This window comes from Geodermatophilus nigrescens, assembly GCF_900129495.1.
GTDB lineage: Bacteria > Actinomycetota > Actinomycetes > Mycobacteriales > Geodermatophilaceae > Geodermatophilus > Geodermatophilus nigrescens.
The window spans coordinates 89,897-108,154 of the sequence record NZ_FQVX01000002.1 but is presented as its reverse complement, the minus strand read 5'-3'; the positions used below and the strand labels follow the sequence as shown (position 1 = coordinate 108,154).

Here is an 18,258-nt window from a genome sequence, read left to right as displayed (position 1 = left end):
GGAGGAAGTCAATGACGCGGGTGCCTGTCCGTGCTGATGGGGGTCATCGGCGCGGTGGATGGGGGCGGACCTCCGCCGGGGAGGCCCGCGCCGGCGCTACTTGATGCCGCCGGCGAAGCCCTGGATGAAGCGCTTCTGCGCGAAGAGGTAGAAGGCCAGGATCGGGACCATCGAGATGAGCACGATGGCGAAGATCTTGTTCCAGGCGGAGACGAGCGAGCCGACGTAGTAGTACATGGACACCGGCAGCGTCTGGTTGTCCGAGCCGCCGAGGAAGATCAGCGCGGAGAAGAAGTCGTTCCAGACGATGAGGCCGGCCAGGATCGCCACGGTCCCGGTGGCCGGCGCCATGAGCGGCAGCACGACGCGGAAGAACACCCGGGCGGGGCCGGCCCCGTCGAGCGCCGCCGCCTCCTCGTAGTCACGCGGCAGGTTGCGGAAGAACCCGGCGTAGAGGAAGACCGCCAGCGGCATGAGCGTGCCGACGTACAGGACGATCATGCCCCACAGCGACCCGACCAGCCCGAGCTGGCGGGCGCCGATGTAGAGCGGGATCAGGCCGAGCTGCGTCGGCAGCACGATCGCCACGAGGAAGAGGTAGAAGGCGACGCTCCCCCACCGCGCCGTCGTCCGGGCGAGCACGTAGGCGGCCAGCGAGCCGAAGGCCACCAGGCCGGCGATGCTCCCCACGGTGATCACCGCGCTGTGCAGCAGCCCCAGCAGGATGTTGGAGTCCCCGGTCGCCGTCAGCACCTCGGTGAAGTTCTCCACCGTCGGCCGGCTGGGCGGGGTCGAGGAGCCCGTGGTGAGCAGCTCCTCGTCCGGCTTGAGGGCGTTGATCACCAGGAAGTAGAACGGGAGCAGGGTCAGCAGGGCGAAGGCCCAGACCAGCACCTCGCGCAGCGCGGTCGCCTTGGTGTAGCGGAACATGGCACGGATCCCTTACGACCGGTCCCTGGTGGCAGCCTGCTGCAGCACCGAGAAGACGAGCATGATGAGGGTCAGGAGGAGCGCGAGCGCGGCGCCGAAGCCGAAGTTGCTCAACGCGAACGTCTCCTTGTAGACCTGCGTGGCCAGCGTCTCGGTGGCGCCGGCGGGGCCGCCTCCGGTCAGGGCCATGACCTGGTCGAAGACGCGCAGACCCTGGATGAGCATGAGGGTCGAGGCGATCGCCAGCGACGGGCGGATCGACGGCAGCGTGATGTACCGGAACCTCCGCCAGGTGCTGGCCCCGTCGAGCGCCGCGGCCTCCTCGATCTCGGCCGGCACGGTGGCCAGGCCGGCGAGGTAGATGACCATGACCATGCCGGTGGTCTGCCAGGCCATGACGACCAGGACCGCCCACAGCGCGAGGGTCGGGTCGGCGAGCCAGGTCTTCGGCGCCGCACCGAACCAGGCGAGCACGTCGTTGAGCGGCCCGTTGAAGTCGAAGATGAACTTCCAGATGTAGGACACCGCCAGCGGGCTGAGCACCACCGGCATGAAGAACAGCACCCGGAGCAGGTAGCGCGTCCTGAGCGTGCGGTTGAGCGCGAGGGCCAGCAGCAGCCCCACGACGTTGGTCGCGATCAGGAAGCCGAAGGCGAGGAACAGCGTGTTCTCGAGCGACCCGATGAGGGCGGGGTCGTCGAGGATGCGGCGGAAGTTGTCCAGCCCGACCCAGTCGAAGTCGCCGATGCCGGTCCAGTTCGTGAAGGCGTAGAGCGCCCCGCCGGCCGTGGCGACGTAGTGGATGAGCAGGACCGCGAGGATGGCGGGCAGCGCCCACCACCAGCGGCCGTAGGTGATGAGCGGCCGGCTGCGCCGGGGGCGGGCGGGCTGCCCGCCCCCGGCGGCCGGGACCGTGCCCCGGACGAGCGGACCGGTGTCCTGCGGGGTGCCCATGGTTGCGGTCATCGTCAGTCCCTCGGTGCGTCCGGAGGTGCGGTCGGGGGGTGGCGCCGGGTCAGCCGGCCCCGGTCACTGGTCCCAGGCCTGGTCGATCGACTCGAGCACCGACGCGATGTCGCCCTGGCCGGCGAGCAGCCCCTGGACGCCCGTCGACAGCGCGTCGTAGACGCCGGGGTTCGGCCAGGTCAGGTTCGGCAGCGGCGCGTAGTCCCCGGACTCGAGCAGGTCGGCGACCGGCTCGTAGACCGGCGAGAGGTTCTCGTCGGGTCCGGTGATGGCGACCCCGCCCTGCAGCTCGACGAAGCGAGCGGCGTTCTCCGGCTCGGCCATCCAGGCCAGGAACTCGCGCGCCGCCTCCTTGGCGCCGTCCTCGGCCGAGGCGTTGATGGACAGCGCGTAGTTCGGGCTGGCGAGCATGAAGGGGTCACCGCCGTCGGCCGGCGGGAACGGCTGCACCTGCAGGTTCAGGCCCGGGCTGGCGTTGGCGAGCTCGGTGGCCGCCGCGCCCGGCACGAAGGCCGCCAGCGACGTGCCCTGCGTGAGGCCCTGGGTGATGGCGTCGAAGCCACCGCCGGCGGCGCCCTGCTGGAAGCAGCCGGCCTCGTTCATGTCCACGACGGTCTGCAGGGTGGCCTGCCAGCCCTCGCTGTCGGCGAAGCTGACGTCACCGGCCGCGCGCTGCTCGTTCCAGTCCGGCGTCTCGGCGTAGACCCGGGTGGCGGAGATGGCCATGGCCATCAACCCCATGTTGGGCGGGGCCGAGCCCGCGACCGCGAGGAAGGACTTGCCCTCGCCCGCGAGGGTGCCGCACGCGTCGAGCATCGCCGACTCGTCCGCGGGGACGTCCACCCCGCCGTCGGAGGCGGCGGCGGAGTTCCACGCCATGCCGACCGGGATGATGCTCGTCGGCTGGGCGTAGACCTCGCCGTCGATCTCGAACAGCGACTCGTTGCCGGCCGGGACCAGGGACGCGGACTCCTCCCCGAGCGCCTCGATGTAGCCGGCCTCGGCCAGGGGCAGGACCGCGTTGGAGTTGCCCGCGCCCGGCGAGAACATCATGACGTCGGGGGCGCTGCCGCCCTGCAGCTGCGTGCGCATCGACAGGCCGTAGCTGTCCGGCGGCAGGCCCTGGGTCTCGATCTCGACGCCGGTCTCCTCGGCGTACTGGTCGGCGAGCAGCTGCCAGGGGTTCTCCTGACCGCCCGAGGCGTTCTCGAAGGCGAAGGAGAAGCCGTCGGCCGCGCCGGACCCGCCGGACCCGCCGGACCCGCCGTCGTCGCCACCGCCGCATGCGGCGAGCGTCAGCGCGCTCAGGGCCGGGACGGCGACGAGGACACCGATGCGGCGGATCCCCCTCGAACGGTGCTGGGTCATCTGTTGCCTCTCTCCACGTGTCCGGCGACCGGACGACGACTGCGACGGTGGTTCCGAGCGCCGCGTCGGGTCCGCTCAGGATCCCGTCCGCGTGATGGCAACCACATACTTCTGCCAGTCGACGGAGGAAGTCAATGCAACAGGGACGTAACCGTGGTGATGCCCGACATCAGCGCTGCTGATGACGCAGGCCACAGCAGCGGCCCGCGCCCGGCGTCAGACGAGCGCGGGCTCGGCGTCGGGCGCGAGATCCGGCCGTCCGGCCGGGGAGCCCGACGGCAACCACCGGGACAGCCGGCCGGGCGCGAACAGCGCGTCGAGCGCAAGGTGCACGGCGCCCGCCAGGCCGGCTGCCTCACCGAGCAGCGACGGCTCGATGCGCAGCGTGCGGGTGGCCAGCGGGAGCGACCGCCGGTAGACCGACTCGCGGATGGCGGCGAGGACGTGGTCGCCGGCGTGCACGACGCCGCCGCCGAGGACGACCAGTCCCGGGTTGTAGAAGCTCACGAGGGTGGCCAGCGTGCCACCGACGAGCCGGCCGGCACGGGCGAGCATCGCGGTGGCGGCGGGGTCGCCGCGCTCGGCGGCGGCTGTCACGTCCGCCGCGGTGAGCCCGCCGCGGTGGGCCAGGATCTCGGCCATCACCGCGCTGCCGCCGCTCTCGGCCAGCCGGCGTCCGTCCCGGGCCAGAGCTGCGCCGCCGGCGACGGCCTCCAGACAGCCGACGTTCCCGCACCGGCAGATGACCGAGTCGGCCTCGGTCACCGCCACGTGCCCGATGTCCCCGGCGCAGCCGTTGACCCCGCGGTGCACCCGCCCCCCGGAGACGAGGCCCGCGCCGATGCCCGTGCCGATCTTGAGGTAGAGCAGGTCGCCCGCCGCGGCCGCGGCCGGGTTGGTGCGCAGCTCCCCGAGGGCCAAGACGTTGACGTCGTTGTCCACCCAGACGGGGACGGCGAAGCGGCCCGACAGCCGCTCCCGGATCGGATAGCCGTCCCAGCCGGGCATGATCGGCGGCGCGACGGGGCGCGAGGTGGCGAACTCGACCGGGCCCGGGACCCCGACGCCGACCCCCCAGAGCGGCGGCGCGCCCGGCAGGCCCTCGACCAGGCGCGCGACGAGCTCCTCCACGCGACCGAGGACCGGGTCGGGCCCGTCGGCCACGTCGACGGGCTCGTGCACCGTCGCGAGCACCCGCCCCGACAGGTCGGCCACACCGACGGCCATCCCCGTGGCCCCGACGTCCGCGCCGGCGACCAAGCCGGCCCCGGCCCGCAACCGCAGCCTCCGCGGGGCGCGTCCGCCGCTGGACGGCGCGCGTCCGTCCTGGACCACGAGGCCGGCCGCCTCCAGCTGGGCGACCCGCTGGGCGACGACCGTGCGGCCCAGGTCGAGGCGCTGCACCAGCTGCGGCTGGGTGACCCCGTCGGCGTTCCGGATGGCGTCGAGGACGGCGACCAGCCCGTCGGGGGTGCCCGTGCTCACCCGCGCAGCCTAGCCGGACTTATGCCTCTCCGCGGAGGAAGTGAGCCGACTCCGTGACGGAAGTCAGGCCGGCATGTCCTCGTCCAGCGACCGGACGCGGTCGCGGGCGTCGAGGACGGCGGGCAGGTGCTCGGGGCTGAACAGCTCCCCGAGGGCGAACTCGACCGCGCCGGTGATGCCGGCGATCTCCTGGTCGAAGGCCGACGGCTCGATCCGCAGGTCGCGGGTGGCCGCCGGCAGGGCCGACCGGTAGATCTCCTCCCGGATGGCGGCCAGCACGTGCGCCCGGGCACGGGCGATGCCGCCGCCGACCACCACCAGGTCGGGGTCGAAGACGTTGACCAGCGTGGAGAGGCTCCGCCCGATCAGCGTGGCGCTGCGGTGCAGGAGGGCGCGGGCGGCGGTGTCCCCCCGGCCGGCCGCCTCGGTGACGTCGACCGGGCGGATGCGGCCCGTGCGCTCGAGGACCTCGGCGAGCGCCGGGCTCTGCCGCGTCTCGGCCAGCAGCCGGCCGTCGCGCACGAGGGCGGCGCGGCCGGCGACCGCCTCGAGGCAGCCGGTGCGGCCGCAGTGGCAGACGACGTCGCCGACGCCCGGCACCGGCACGTGGTCGATGGCGCCGGCCAGGCCGTGGGCCCCACGGTGGATGCGGCCGTCCACCACCACCGCCGCACCGATCCCGTAGCCGCCACCCAGGTAGACCATGTGCCGGGACGCCGCGGCGACGGGGTTGACCCGCCGCTCACCCAGAGCGGAGAGGTTGGTCCTGTTGTCGATCCAGACCGGGACGCCGAACCGTTCGGCCAGCTGCGCCCGGGTGGGGTGCCGGCTCCAGTCCGGCAGGGTCGGCATGGCCGCCGGCGCGCCGCTGTCCCAGGCCACCGGGCCGGGCATCCCCACGCCGAAGGACCACAGGCTGTCGGCGGCGCCGGCCTCCTCGACGAGCTCGGCGGCCAGCCGCTCGAGGTGCCCGAGGACGGCCTCGGGACCGGCGACGACCTCGACCTCACGGTGCCGGGTGGCCAGGAGCCTGCCGCCGAGGTCGGCGATGCCCACGACGAGCTCGTTGGTGGCGATGTCGGCGCCGAGGACGTGGCCGGCCTCGGCGTGCAGGCGCAGCCGGCGCGGCGCGCGCCCTCCGGTCGAGGGCCCGAAGCCGTCGGACACGACCAGCCCGGCGGCCTCCAGCTCGGCCACCCGCTGGGCGACGACGCTGCGGCCCAGCCCCACCCGCTCGACGATCTGCGGCTGGGTGCTGTCCTCGGAGTTCCGGATGGCGGCCAGCACCGCGGCGAGGCCGGTGTAGCGGTCGCTCGGCACGGCCGGGCCTCCTCCTGCGTCGTGTCCCTGTCCCGGGTGCGGGGACCGATCCGTTGTCCTACAGCACCGCGGCTCCGGGGACATCATCCCGCGGAGGGGCATCCGGTACACGTCCGTCCGCGATCCGGTCACGAGGGAGGGACCGGCGGTCCGTGGATGAGCGCCGCCGGCACCGGTAGGAACGACGGCGGGACCCGTGCCGCGACCCGCGCCGGGACCCGCGAGTGGAGGCGACGTGATCGACCGGGCCGGGCTGGCGGACTTCCTGCGACGACGGCGGGAGGCGCTGCAGCCGGAGGACGTCGGCCTCCCCCGCGGGCCGCGCCGGCGCACGAGCGGGCTGCGGCGGGAGGAGCTCGCCGTCCTCTGCCACATGTCGACCGACTACTACACGCGGCTTGAGCAGGAGCGCGGGCCGCACCCGTCGGAGCAGATGGTCGCCGCCATCGCGCAGGGCCTGCACCTGTCCCTCGACGAGCGCGACCACCTGTTCCGGCTGGCCGGGCACCGGCCACCCGCCCGCGGCACGGAGGGCGAGCACGTGAGCCCCGGCCTGCTGCGCATCCTCGACCGCCTCGGCGACACCCCGGCGGAGATCGTCACCGAGCTGGGCGAGACGCTGCGGCAGACGCCGCTCGGCGTCGCGCTCACCGGCGACGCCACCGAGCGCACGGGGCCGGCGCGCAGCCTCGGCTACCGCTGGTTCACCGACCCGGCCACCCGTGCGCTCTACGCCCCGGAGGAGCACGCGTTCCTCTCCCGGCTCTACGCCTCGGGCCTGCGCGAGCTGGTCACCCTGCGCGGCCCCCGCTCACGCGCGGCGCGGCTCGCCGAGCTGACCCTCGCCGAGAGCGAGGAGCTGCGGCGGCTGTGGGACGCGCACGAGGTCGGCCTCCGCCCGCGCGACGTCAAGCGCTTCGTGCACCCCGTCGTCGGCCCGCTGGAGCTCTCCTGCCAGTCGCTGGTCGACCCCGACCAGTCGCACCGGCTGCTCGTCTACACCGCCGTCCCCGGCAGCGAGACCGCCGAGCGCCTGCAGCTGCTGGCGGTCCTGGGCGCGCAGGCGGCGCCGGAGCAGCGCGCCGTCCCGGGCTGAGCGGTGCGCTCACCCCCGCGCCCGCGGGGCCGCCGGGACCGGGTCCGGGGACGGGGCCGGCGCCGCGGGCGGCCGCTCCCCCACCCGCACGAGCACGATCCCGGCCAGCACGACGACGCCGCCGACGAGCTGCACCGCCCCCGGCTGCTGCCCCAGGGCCAGCCAGGCGGCCGCGACGGCGAACAGCACCTCGCTCAGGCCGACGAAGGACGCCACCCGCGACCCGAGCCGGCGGACGGCGGCGATGCCGGTGACGTAGGCGAGGGCCGCCGCCACGAGCGACAGGCCGAGGACCGGCACGAGCCAGCTGGTGGACCACCCGGCGAGCTCCACCCCGGCGGCCGACGTCCGCCACGGCACGACGCCGACCAGCGCGGCTGCCCCGACCACCAGTGCCCCGACGGCCAGGCCGGCCCACGCGCTGACCAGCGGCGGGAGCGCGCCCTCGGTGCGGGCGGAGAGCAGGAAGTACGCGGCCAGCCCGCACGCGGCGACGAGCCCCCACAGGACGCCGAGCGGGTCGAGGCGGGCTCCGGAGACGACGTCGAGCACGAGCACCAGGCCGGCCAGCGCGACAACCACGCCGGCGCCGGTCAGCGCGGAGGGCCGCTGGCCGTGCAGGGCCCACGTCCACAGCACCACGACCACGACGGCCGAGTACTCGAGCAGCAGGGCCACCCCCACCGACAGCCGGCCGACGGCGAGGAAGTAGGCCAGCTGCGGCAGCGCGACGGCCAGCGCGCCGTAGCGCAGGACGCCGAGGACGTCGGCCCGCAACAGGTGCCAGCGGCCGCGCAGCGCGACGACGGCGGGCACGGTCATGACGAGCGCGGCGATGCCGAGGCGGGCGGTGACCGCCGCCCCGGCGCTCCATCCGGCGTCCATCAGGGCGGTGGCGAACACCCCGCTCGTGCCGAAGGCGGCCGCCGAGAGCAGCGCCAGCAGCAGTCCGACCGCTCCCGTCCGGCGTCCGGGCACGACGACCTCCTCCCGTCAGGAGCGATCGTCCGTACACTCCTGACGCCGAGACCGTAGCGTAGTCAGGACCGACATGCTCTTCGCTCATGACACGGAGGTGGCGCTCGCCGCCGCCGCCGCGCTGGTGAACACCTCCGCGGACGGCACCGAGCGCCTGCCCGACCCGCCGGCGCTGGCCGCGTTCCTCGACGAGTGGCAGTTCACCGGCAGCCGCGTCGGCGACGACGCGGAGCTCGCCGCCGTGCACCGGCTGCGCGCCGTCCTCGCCGGCGCCTGGACCGCCGGGGAGGACGAGGTCGTCGAGGTGGTCAACCGGCTGCTGCGCGAGGGGCAGGCGCTGCCGCAGCTGGTCCGCCACGACGGGTGGCCCTACCACCTGCACGCGACCGAGCCGACCGCCTCCGTGGCCGACCGGATGGGCGTGGAGGCGGCGCTGGCGGTCGCCGACGTCGTCCGCTCGGGCGCCCTCGACCGGCTGCGCCGCTGCGCGGCCACCGGCTGCGACGACGTGCTGGTCGACCTCACCAAGAACGCCGGCCGGCGCTTCTGCGGCACCGCCTGCGCGAACCGGTCGCACGCGGCCGCCTACCGCGCCCGCCGCGCGACCGGCTGACCGCAGCGGGGACTCCTCTTCGCCGGGTGTCGACCTGTGGTCGCCTCCCGGTGCCGGAGACGACCGCAGGTCGACACCGGGTGCGAGACGCGGCCCGGCGGGTCAGGGCCGGGCGACCACCGGCAGGGACCGGCCGATGCCGCGCGCGGCGGCGAGCAGCACCGGCACGGCGGACGCCGCCCGGTCGTCGTTCGGGACGATGACCGACAGCGCCGCCACCACCTCCCCGAGCCCGTCGCGCACCGGGACGGCGACCCCGGTGGCGTCGGCGTGCACGAAGCCCGGGAGCAGCGCCCACCCCTGCCGGCGCACCTGCGCCAGCAGCGCGCGCAACTGCGCCGGGGAGCTCACCGTGGCGGCGGTGAGCCGCTCGAGCGGCCGCGCCAGCACGCGCTCCTGCACCTCGGCCGGGGCGTGCGCGAGCAGCACCACCCCCGACGACGAGACGTGCACCGGCAGCCGCCCGGCGATGCGGGAGAAGTTGACCACCGCGTCCCGGGCCGAGAGCCGCTCGACGAACAGCACGTCGTCCCCGTCCCGGACGGCCAGCTGCGCGTGGTGCCCGACGACCGCGTGCAGGTCCTCCAGGTAGGGCATCGCGGCGTCGCGCAGGGAACGGGTCGGCGAGGCGCGGGCCGCCAGCTCCCACATTCGCACGCCGATGCGCACCCGCCGGTCGGGCGTGCGCTCGAGCAGGCCGTGGTCGGCGAGCCGGGCGACGATGCGCGACGCCGTCGCCACGTGCAGCCCGGCGCGGCGGGCCACCTCGGTGACGCCGAGCTCCGGCCGGTCCGGCGTGAAGGCCTCGAGCACCCGGACGGCGCGGTCCAGCGACGACTCACCCGTCGCGACCCGAGGCACGTCCGGACTCTCGTCCATTGAGACGGCGTTGTCCACGTCACAGCCGGGCCCGTCACCCTGCCGGTGTGACCGCCTCCGTCTCCGCGCCCGCGCTCGCCTCCGCGCCTGCCTCAGCCGACGTCGCCACGCTGCGCGTCGTCGACAAGCAGGTGCGGGCCGACGGCGTCGTGACCCTCGACCTGGCGTCCCCCTCGGGCGGGCGGCTGCGGGACTGGACGCCCGGGGCGCACGTCGACCTGGTCCTGCCCGGCGGCCTGACCCGGCAGTACTCGCTGTGCGGCGACCGCTTCGACCCCGCGACCTACCGGGTCGGGGTGCTGCTGGAGCCGGGCAGCCGCGGCGGGTCGGCGTACGTGCACCGGGAGCTCGCGGTGGGCGACCTCGTGGGCGTCGGCGGCCCGCGCAACAACTTCCCGCTGGTCCCCTCGGAGCGCTACCTGTTCGTGGCCGGCGGGATCGGGATCACCCCGCTGCTGCCGATGGTGCGCCAGGCCGAGGCCCTCGGCGCGGACTGGCGGCTGCTCTACGGCGGGCGGGAGCGGCGCTCGATGGCGTTCCTCGACGAGCTGGCCGCGTTCGGCGACCGCGTGCTCGTCCGGCCGCAGGACGAGACCGGGCTGCTGGACCTCGCCGGCTTCCTCGGGCGGCCGCGCCCCGGTGTCCGCGTCTACTCCTGCGGCCCGGCGCCCCTGCTCGCGGCGATGGAGCGGGCCTGCGCGGACTGGCCGCCGTACACGCTGCGCACCGAGCGGTTCGTGGCGGTGGACGGCGGCGCCCCGGCGCGCACCGCGCCGTTCGAGGTCGAGCTCGCCCGCACCGGGACGACGGTCGTCGTCGACCCCGGCAGCACCGTGCTCGACGCCCTGGGCCGGGTCGGCGTGGAGGTGCTGTCCTCCTGCCGCCGCGGCGTCTGCGGCACCTGCGAGACGACGGTCCTGGCCGGGCGGCCCGACCACCGCGACGCGCTGCTCGACGACGACGAGCGCGCCGCGAACGACTGCATGTACGTCTGCGTGTCCCGCTCCCGCGACGAGCGCCTCGTCCTCGACCTGTGAGCACCGAGCTCTGAGGACCGATCACCGACCGGAGTCCGCCATGACCGCCACCGTCCCCACGACGATCCCCACCAGCGACGTCGACCCGTTCGCGCACGAGGTGCTCGAGGACCCGCTGCCGATGCACGCCGCCCTGCGCGAGGCGGGCCCGGTCGTGCACCTGTCCCGCCACGACGTCTACGCGATGGCCCGCTACGCGGAGGTGCACGCGGCTCTCACCGACTGGCAGGGCTTCCAGTCCGCCGCCGGCGTGGGCCTGTCCAACTTCCGGTACGAGGAGCCGTGGCGGCCGCCGAGCCTGCTGCTCGAGGCCGACCCGCCCCGGCACGACGCGCCCCGCCGGGTGCTGCAGAAGGTCCTCGGGCCCCGGGCGCTGCGCCGGCTGCACGAGCACTGGCGGGCCGACGCCGAGGCCCTCGTCGACGAGGTGCTCGCCGCCGGGACGGAGTTCGACGCCGTCCCCGTGCTCACCGAGGTGTTCCCGCTGCGCGTCTTCCCCGACGCCGTGGGCATCCCGGACGACGGCCGGGAGAACCTGCTGCCCTACGGCGACCACGCCTTCAACGCGTTCGGCCCGGCCAACGACCTGGTCGCGAAGGGCGCGCCCCGGGTGGCCGAGCTGTCGGGGTGGGTCGCCGCGCAGTGCCGCCGCGAGGTGCTCGCCCCCGGCGGGTTCGGCGCCGAGATCTGGGCGGCCAGCGACCGCGGCGAGATCACCCCGGAGCAGGCGCCGCTGGTCGTGCGCTCGCTGCTCACCGCCGGGGTGGACACCACCGTGCACGCGCTGTCGGCGATCCTGCACGCCTTCGCCACCCACCCCGCGCAGTGGGACCGGCTGCGCGCCGAGCCGTCGCTGGCCCGCGTCGCCTTCGACGAGGCGGTGCGCTGGGAGTCCCCGGTGCAGACCTTCTTCCGCACCGCCACCACCGACGTGCGGGTCGGCGACGTCGTCGTCCCCGAGGGGCGCAAGATCCTCATGTTCCTGGGCGCGGCCAACCGCGACCCGCGCCGCTGGGCGGACCCCGACGCCTTCGACCTGTCCCGCGACCCCTCCGGGCACGTCGGGTTCGGCATGGGCATCCACCAGTGCGTGGGCCAGCACGTCGCGCGCCTGGAGGCCGAGGCGCTGCTCACCGCGCTGGCCCGGCGGGTGCGCGCGATCGCGCCCGCCGGCACGCCCGTGCGGCACCACAACAACACGCTGCGCGCGTGGGAGAGCCTCCCGGTCCGGCTGACCCCCGCCTGATCCCGGCGGGGATTGCCGGACCGGCTCACTCGAAGACGACGGTCCGGTTCCCCCGGATCAGCACCCGGTTCTCGGTGTGCCAGCGCACCGCGTGCGCGAGCGCGCGGGTCTCGGCCTCCCGGCCGCGGGCGGCGAGCTCCTCGGGGGTCAGCGCGTGGTCCACGCGCAGCATCTCCTGCTCGATGATCGGGCCCTCGTCGAGGTCGGCGGTGACGTAGTGCGCCGTCGCCCCGATGAACTTGACCCCGCGCGCGTGCGCCTGGTGGTAGGGCCGCGCGCCCTTGAAGCTCGGCAGCATCGAGTGGTGGATGTTGATCGCCCGGCCCTCGAGTTCCTTGCACAGCCCGTCGGACAGGATCTGCATGTAGCGGGCGAGCACCACGAGGTCGATCCGCTCCGCGCGCACCATCTCCAGCAGCGCTGCCTCGGCCTCGGGCTTGGTCTCCGGGGTGACCGGCACGTGCCGGAAGGGGACGCCGTAGAACTCGGCGGTGCCGGCGAGGTCGGGGTGGTTGGAGACGACGGCGACGACGTCGAGGTCGAGCTCGCCGATCGAGTTGCGGAACAGCAGGTCGTTGAGGCAGTGCGCGTACCTGCTGACCAGGATGAGCACCCGCGGCCGCTGCGCGGAGTCGACCATCCGCCAGTCCATCGCGAACCGCTGTGCGGTCTCCTCGAAGGCGGCGCGCAGCGCGTCGACGTCCAGCGGTGAGCCGTCGACGTGGGCGAACTCGACCCGCATGTAGAACATGCCGCTGGTCGGGCTGTCGAACTGGTGGCTCTCCAGGATGGTGCACCGCTCCTGCAGGAGCAGGCCGGACACCGCGTGCACGATGCCGGGCGCGTCCTCGCAGGACAGCACCAGGACGCCGTGCTGGGCGTCGACGGGCCGGGTCATCGGACCTCCTCCGCGAGTGGTGGGCGCCGGGCGTTCGCCGGCCGCCGTGCGGCGAACCTATGGCCGGTCGCCGGTGTGCCGCACGCCACAGATGACGTCTCTCCGTCGGCGGAAGACCGCACCCGGGGCGCGACAATCGACGCAGGCCGGGACGGCGCAGGCCGGGGACGCGCGTCCCCGGCCTGCGCCGTCGTCGTCACGGCTGCCGCAGCTCCATGCGCGTCGCCGGGACGCAGCGGTACGTGGCGCCGTCGGCCGGGTCGCCCCGGCCCGTCCACCGCGCCACCGTCGGGTAGGCGCAGATCGGGCGGGTGGCCCCGTCGGCGGTCACGCCGTCGAGGGTGCGCGGCACCTGCCCGCCCTCCACCCACGCGACCAGCGCGCCGAACGGGTCGACCGGCTGGGCGCCGGCCCCACCGCGGCAGTGGCCCACGCCGGGCGCCAGGAACAGTCGCGCGAACTGCTGCGTGTGGCCCGGGCCGAGCTCCTCGAGGACCCGCTCGTGGTAGTCGACGGTGCCCTGCACGGTGACCCCGAAGTCGGCGAGGCCGTGCCACATCAGCAGCTTCCCGCCGCTGTCGCGGAACGCTGACAGGTCCGGGTCGCTCGCGCCCATCATGTCGCCGTACCGCTCGACGGCCAGGTCGAACAGGCCCTCGAACTCCTCGTAGCCGATGGTGCGCCAGTCGAAATCGGGGTCGTCGGTCAGGAAGTACCGGATCCACCAGATGTCGTAGAGGAACGGGTTGCCCACCAGCCGCCCGGACTCGTCGAGCGTGACGTCGTGCAGGCCGGCGTAGGGGGCGCCGTAGGGCAGGCCGTACCAGAGGAACCGGCCGTCGGTGCCGCGCGGGCCCTCGTGGATGCGCTGCATCACCGCGACGTCCTCGGCGGTGATGGTCCCGCAGGGGGTCACCGTGCCGATGAGCGTGGTGAGGTCGAAGTCGCAGGCGAACGGGTCGCCGATGACGCCGTCGACCACGCCGTCGCCCACGGTGTCGCAGGCCTCGACCGCGGCGGCCAGGGCGGCCTCGAACTCGCACGCGGGGATCGGGGCGTCCTCCTGCAGCATGACGACCTGGCCCCAGATCTGGCCGGTCTGCATCTCCGGGAAGTTGACCACCGGGGCGCCGGCGAGGACGCCGTCGTAGTCGTCGGGGTACCGCTGCGCCTCCATGAGCCCCTGGCGGCCGCCGGTGGAGCAACCGTTCCAGTACGAGTAGGCCGGGTCGCGCCCGTAGTACTCGGCGACGACGGCCTTCGCGGTGACGGTCATGTCGTGCACGCCCTCATGACCGAAGTCCTCGCGGGCGGCCTGGTCGGGGGTGCCGTCGGGGCGCAGGCCGAAGGTGCCCGAGGGCCCCACGTGACCGGCGTCGGTGGCCGCCGCGGCGTAGCCGTCGCGCAGCGGCGCCTCGAGGCTGCCGGCGCTGCCGCCGGAGAAGCCCCCGCCGCCGACGGCCTGGAACCGGCCGTTCCACGTCTCCTCGGGCAGGGCCACCCAGACGGTCACCACGCCGCCGTCCTCGGGGTCCTCCACCCGCAGGGTGACCCGGCACGACGCCGGCGTCCGGTCGTCGCCGCGGTGCTCCTCGACGGCGGTCACCGTCGTGCCCGGGCGGGTGAAGCCCGCCATCTCCCCGCAGTCGGCCACGGGCAGCAGCGGCCCGGGATCGGGCGGTGGTGGCGCGGCCTGCGCGGTCGGCGCGGCGAGCACCGCGGCGGCGGTGGCCGCCAGCACCGAGAGGACGGCGAGTCGTGGACGTGTCCGCATGGGCGGTTCCCCCTGGGGTCGGGCCGGCCGCCGGACGGATCGGGACGCGGGCCGGCCTCCCGATCCTCGGCGCGGGTGACCGGGGTCACAGCCCCTCCCCGTCGCGCTCCGGCCGCGACGATTGACTCGGTTGCCCGGGCGCGGGCGCGGCGGGCACGCTGGGCCGGGCCGGCACCCGCCCGGGACCCCGCCGGCCCGACCGGGCCAGACCCCGGCCCGAGACCCCGACGGGAGGCCGCGTGGCCGAGATCCGTGCCCGGTCCACCGAGGTCGCCGGGACCCCGGCGTCCGTGGCGGCGGCGGTCGCGCACGCCCGCGACGAGGTGCTCCCGGCGGTGCAGCGGATGCCCGGGTGCCTGGGCCTGTCGGTCCTCGCCGACCCGCGGGGCGGCCGCTGCATCGTGACCACGTCGTGGCGCGACGGGCAGGCGCTGGCCGACAGCCGCGAGGAGGTCCGCCCCTTCGCCGAGCGGACCGCCGCGCTGCTGGGTGGGGAGCCGGAGGTCCGGGAGTGGGAGGTCGCGGCCATGCACCGCGTCCTGGACGCCGGCGACGGCGCCCGCGCCCGCGTCACCTGGCTCCGCACGCCGCCGGACGCCGTGGACCGCGCCGTGGACGCCGTCCGGCTGTCGCTGATGCCCAAGCTCGACGACCTGCCCGGCTTCTGCAGCGTGAGCGTGCTGGTCCGCCGGGACGAGGGGCTCACCGTGGCCGCGGTGTCCTACGGCAGCCGGGAGGACGCCGAGGCGGCCGCCGACGGCGCGCGGGAGTTCCGCGAGGGCCTCGCCCCGGCGATGGGCCTCGAGGTGCTCGACACCGCCGAGTTCGACGTCGCCGTCGCCCACCTGCGGGTCCCCGAGACGACCTGACCCCAGCGGTCCGGAGACGCCCGGGGACCCTCCGGTCAGCGCGCGGCGGCCGCCAGCGCCGGCCCGAGCCGCGGGTAGACCCGCCGCACGTTGCCCTCGAACACCGCGGCCCGCGCCTCGCCGGAGAGCGCCCCCCGCGCCGCGGCCGCCTCGACGTAGCGCCGGGTGTCGTCGAAGTGGTGCCCGGTCCGCGGGTCGATGCCGCGGACGGCGCCCACCATCTCCGACCCGAACAGCACGTTGGCGGTGTCGACGACGTCGAGCAGCAGGTCGATGCCCGGCTGGTGGTAGACGCAGGTGTCGAAGAAGACGTTGGTCATCACGGTGGTCTCCACCGGCGGCCGGCCGAGCATGTCCGCCAGCCCCCGGTAGCGGCCCCAGTGGTAGGGCACCGCTCCCCCGCCGTGCGGGATCACCAGCCGCAGGTCCGGCAGGTCGCCGAACAGGTCGCCCTGCACGAGCTGCATGAACGCCGTCGTGTCGGCGTTGATGTAGTACGCCCCGGTCGCGTGGAACACCGGGGTCGCCGACGCCGAGACGTGCACCATCGCCGGCACGTCGAGCTCGACCATCGCCTCGTAGACCGGGTACCAGCTGCGGTCGGTCAGCGGCGGGGAGGACCAGGACCCGCCGCTGGGGTCGGGGTTGAGGTTGCAGCCGACGAACCCGAGCTCCTCCACGCAGCGGCGCAGCTCGGCGACCGAGGCGGTGAGGTCCGCCCCGGGCGACTGGGGCAGCTGGGCGACCGGGACGAAGCGGCCCGGGTAGAGGGCGGCCACCCGGTGCACGAGGTCGTTGCTGCGGCGGGACCACTCCAGGCTCACGGCCGCGTCGCCCACGTGCGGGGCCATCGCCGAGGCGCGGGGGGAGAACAGCGTGACGTCGATGCCGCGCTCGTCCATCAGCCGCAGCTGGCTGCCCTCGATCGTCTCGCGGATCTCGTCGTCGCTGATCGCCGGGTAGGGCGGCGGCGTCGTCCCGGCCTCCCAGGCCGCCACCTGCTGCTCGCGCCAGGCGGTGTGCGCGGCCGGGGCGGTCGTGTAGTGGCCGTGGCAGTCGATGATCACGCGGTCCCTCCCGGGGCGGCGTCGCGCAGCTCCACGAGCAGGTCGCGGGCGGCCGGGGCGATGCGCGCCGGCACCCCCAGTTCCTCCAGCTGCTCGGTGGCGGCGGCCATCTCGTCGGCCCGCCGGCGGGCGTGCACGCGGGTGCCCTCGACCAGCCGGTCGAGCGTGCGCTCGTCGAACCCGGCCAGCTCGGCGGCGACGTTGCCGCGCAGCCAGTCCTCGCAGCCGGCGGCCTCGGCGCCCCGCAGCGCCTCGGTGACGGCGGCGGCCAGGCCCTTGTAGAAGACGCTGCGCAGCAGCTTGCGGGAGATGGCGGTGCCGACCGGGCCCTCCTGCACCCGGGCGTCCGCGCCGAGCCCGGTGACGAGCCCGACGTAGCGGCCGGCCGCCTCCCCCGACACCAGCATCGGGGTGCGCAGGCCCTTGCCCGGCACCGGCGACATGAGCGCCACGTCGACGACGTCGACCCCGGCCGGCGCGGCCCGCTCGGCCAGGGCCGCCTTGAGTCCCGGGCTCGCGGTGTTGAGGTCGGCCCACAGCGTGCCGGGCCGCAGCGCCGGCAGCGCGTTGTCCAGGGCGACCGCGGCGTCGTGCGAGCTGTTCACGCTGAGCACCAGGTCGGCGTCGGCCACCGCCTCGGCCTCGCTGCCCCGCGTGGCGACGCCGTCGACGGCGAGGCCCTTGGGGTCGTAGCCGCGCACGTCGGCGCCGGCCGCCACGAGGTCCCGGGCGATCTCCGAGCCCGCCTCCCCGAGGCCCAGGACGGCGATGCGCGTCACTGCTGGACCGGGGGCGTGCCGTGGGTGTGGAAGGTCGAGATGGTCTGCAGGCCCCAGGCCTGCCCCTTGGCGCGCTCGGCCTCCGACCAGTCGACCGGCTCCCAGTCGGGGGCGAACACGAGGCGGGCGGCCGGGTTGTCCAGCTCGATCCGGTTGCCGGCCGGCTCCCAGACGTAGAGGAAGAAGCTCTGCTGGATCGTGTGCTTGTGCGGCCCGGTCTCGATGTGGACGCCGTGCTCGAGGGCGAGGTCGGCCGCGCGGATGATGTCGTCCCGGCTGTCCACGGCGAACGAGACGTGGTGCAGCCGGCCGGAGGTGCCCGTGCGGTCCTTCGTCCAGACCGCGTTGTAGCCCTGGTTGGTGAAGGTGGTCCAGGTGCCGGCGATCTCGCCGCTGTCGAGGACGATCTGCTCGGTGGTCATCGCCCCGAGGGTGTCGACGAAGAAGTCGCGGTTCGCCCGCGGGTCCACGCCGAGGTAGTTGATGTGGTCGATCCGCCGGACGCTGACCCCGCGGCCCGGGTAGGCCTGCGCCTGGTTCTTGAGCGCGGGCACGAGGTCGCCCTGCGGGCGGTACCACTCCGTCTCGTAGTAGACGCCCATCTCGTGGCCGTCGGGATCGGTGAAGACGTAGACCGGCCCGTAGCCGGGGTCCCCGTCCTGCCAGCCCCTCCCGAGCCCGGTCGCCTCGATCGCGGCCACCCGGCGCTGCAGGGCCTCCGGGGTGGCGGCGCGGAAGTTCGTCCGGCCGACGCCCGACTGCGCGGCCGCCGTCAGCTTGATCGTGGTGTTCTCGTAGTCGTCCCACGCGCGCAGGAACACCGAGTCCCCGGACGAGCCGTTCTCCGTCATCCCGAGGTAGCGCACGAAGAAGTCGAGGCTCTCCTCCGGCTTGTGGGTGAGCAGCTCGACGTGGGCCAGGTGCGCGATCTCGTGGAGCGGCGGCACGGGACT

The 18,258-nt window shown here is 75.0% G+C and carries 17 protein-coding genes; 5 read left to right on the top strand and 12 right to left on the bottom strand.

All coding sequences use genetic code 11. The features are described 5' to 3' along the window. Positions 1-96: 96 nt before the first annotated feature. The 5 genes from BUE37_RS08055 to BUE37_RS08035 form a co-directional block, all read right to left on the bottom strand. Positions 97-930 carry a carbohydrate ABC transporter permease gene (locus tag BUE37_RS08055; RefSeq protein ID WP_073419730.1) on the bottom strand — a complete coding sequence of 278 codons (834 nt, stop codon included), beginning with the start codon at positions 928-930 and terminating at the stop codon, positions 97-99. 12 nt (positions 931-942) lie between these two features. Beyond that, entirely contained in the window at positions 943-1,896 is a 954-nt protein-coding gene (locus BUE37_RS08050; RefSeq protein ID WP_073419729.1) for a carbohydrate ABC transporter permease, read from the bottom strand. A gap of 63 nt (positions 1,897-1,959) precedes the next feature. After that, positions 1,960-3,264, bottom strand: coding sequence for an ABC transporter substrate-binding protein (locus tag BUE37_RS08045; protein ID WP_073419728.1), 1,305 nt, complete (start codon positions 3,262-3,264; stop codon positions 1,960-1,962). A gap of 216 nt (positions 3,265-3,480) precedes the next feature. Then, positions 3,481-4,749 carry an ROK family transcriptional regulator gene (locus BUE37_RS08040; RefSeq protein ID WP_073419727.1) on the bottom strand — a complete coding sequence of 423 codons (1,269 nt, stop codon included), beginning with the start codon at positions 4,747-4,749 and terminating at the stop codon, positions 3,481-3,483. Positions 4,750-4,812: 63 nt separating this feature from the next. Next, positions 4,813-6,069, bottom strand: a complete 1,257-nt coding sequence (locus tag BUE37_RS08035; protein WP_073419726.1) for an ROK family transcriptional regulator — start codon at positions 6,067-6,069, stop codon at positions 4,813-4,815. A gap of 235 nt (positions 6,070-6,304) precedes the next feature. Between BUE37_RS08035 and BUE37_RS08030 the strand changes: the two genes are divergently transcribed. Further along, positions 6,305-7,165 carry a helix-turn-helix transcriptional regulator gene (locus BUE37_RS08030; protein ID WP_073419725.1) on the top strand — a complete coding sequence of 287 codons (861 nt, stop codon included), beginning with the start codon at positions 6,305-6,307 and terminating at the stop codon, positions 7,163-7,165. Between the two features lie 9 nt (positions 7,166-7,174). Here the strand turns inward: BUE37_RS08030 and BUE37_RS08025 are convergent, their stop codons facing one another. Then, complete coding sequence (locus BUE37_RS08025) at positions 7,175-8,143, bottom strand: EamA family transporter (protein WP_073419724.1); 969 nt, start codon at positions 8,141-8,143, stop codon at positions 7,175-7,177. A 73-nt stretch (positions 8,144-8,216) separates the two neighbouring features. Here BUE37_RS08025 and BUE37_RS08020 point away from each other — a divergent pair, with 73 nt between their 5' ends. Continuing rightward, positions 8,217-8,756 (top strand): CGNR zinc finger domain-containing protein, encoded by a 540-nt coding sequence (locus tag BUE37_RS08020; protein ID WP_073419723.1) that lies wholly within the window; start codon positions 8,217-8,219, stop codon positions 8,754-8,756. Between the two features lie 102 nt (positions 8,757-8,858). On the opposite strand, the gene BUE37_RS08015 is transcribed toward BUE37_RS08020, so the two are convergent. Then, entirely contained in the window at positions 8,859-9,617 is a 759-nt protein-coding gene (locus BUE37_RS08015; protein WP_217651184.1) for an IclR family transcriptional regulator, read from the bottom strand. A gap of 65 nt (positions 9,618-9,682) precedes the next feature. On the opposite strand from BUE37_RS08015, the gene BUE37_RS08010 reads away from it, so the two are divergent. After that, the gene (locus BUE37_RS08010; protein WP_073419721.1) at positions 9,683-10,672 is read left to right on the top strand and encodes a PDR/VanB family oxidoreductase; all 990 of its coding nucleotides are present in this window, start codon (positions 9,683-9,685) and stop codon (positions 10,670-10,672) included. Between the two features lie 40 nt (positions 10,673-10,712). After that, on the top strand, positions 10,713-11,918 hold the full coding sequence (locus BUE37_RS08005; RefSeq protein WP_073419720.1) for a cytochrome P450: 1,206 nt from the start codon (positions 10,713-10,715) through the stop codon (positions 11,916-11,918). Between the two features lie 25 nt (positions 11,919-11,943). Here BUE37_RS08005 and purU read toward each other — a convergent pair whose 3' ends face one another. Beyond that, on the bottom strand, positions 11,944-12,816 hold the full coding sequence (purU, locus tag BUE37_RS08000) for a formyltetrahydrofolate deformylase (RefSeq protein ID WP_073419719.1): 873 nt from the start codon (positions 12,814-12,816) through the stop codon (positions 11,944-11,946). Positions 12,817-13,012: 196 nt separating this feature from the next. After that, entirely contained in the window at positions 13,013-14,590 is a 1,578-nt protein-coding gene (locus BUE37_RS07995) for a tannase/feruloyl esterase family alpha/beta hydrolase (protein WP_073419718.1), read from the bottom strand. Between the two features lie 239 nt (positions 14,591-14,829). Here BUE37_RS07995 and BUE37_RS07990 point away from each other — a divergent pair, with 239 nt between their 5' ends. After that, positions 14,830-15,459 carry a putative quinol monooxygenase gene (locus BUE37_RS07990; protein WP_245794439.1) on the top strand — a complete coding sequence of 210 codons (630 nt, stop codon included), beginning with the start codon at positions 14,830-14,832 and terminating at the stop codon, positions 15,457-15,459. A 35-nt stretch (positions 15,460-15,494) separates the two neighbouring features. On the opposite strand, the gene BUE37_RS07985 is transcribed toward BUE37_RS07990, so the two are convergent. Genes BUE37_RS07985 through BUE37_RS07975 form a run of 3 tightly spaced genes read right to left on the bottom strand, consistent with a single transcriptional unit; the run spans position 15,495 to position 18,252 of the window. Continuing rightward, positions 15,495-16,526 carry an amidohydrolase family protein gene (locus BUE37_RS07985; RefSeq protein WP_073419717.1) on the bottom strand — a complete coding sequence of 344 codons (1,032 nt, stop codon included), beginning with the start codon at positions 16,524-16,526 and terminating at the stop codon, positions 15,495-15,497. After that, positions 16,523-17,305, bottom strand: a complete 783-nt coding sequence (locus tag BUE37_RS07980; RefSeq protein ID WP_073419716.1) for a DUF1932 domain-containing protein — start codon at positions 17,303-17,305, stop codon at positions 16,523-16,525. The genes BUE37_RS07985 and BUE37_RS07980 overlap by 4 nt, the downstream gene beginning before the upstream one ends. Further along, positions 17,302-18,252, bottom strand: coding sequence for a VOC family protein (locus tag BUE37_RS07975; RefSeq protein ID WP_073419715.1), 951 nt, complete (start codon positions 18,250-18,252; stop codon positions 17,302-17,304). The genes BUE37_RS07980 and BUE37_RS07975 overlap by 4 nt, the downstream gene beginning before the upstream one ends. Positions 18,253-18,258: the final 6 nt, after the last annotated feature.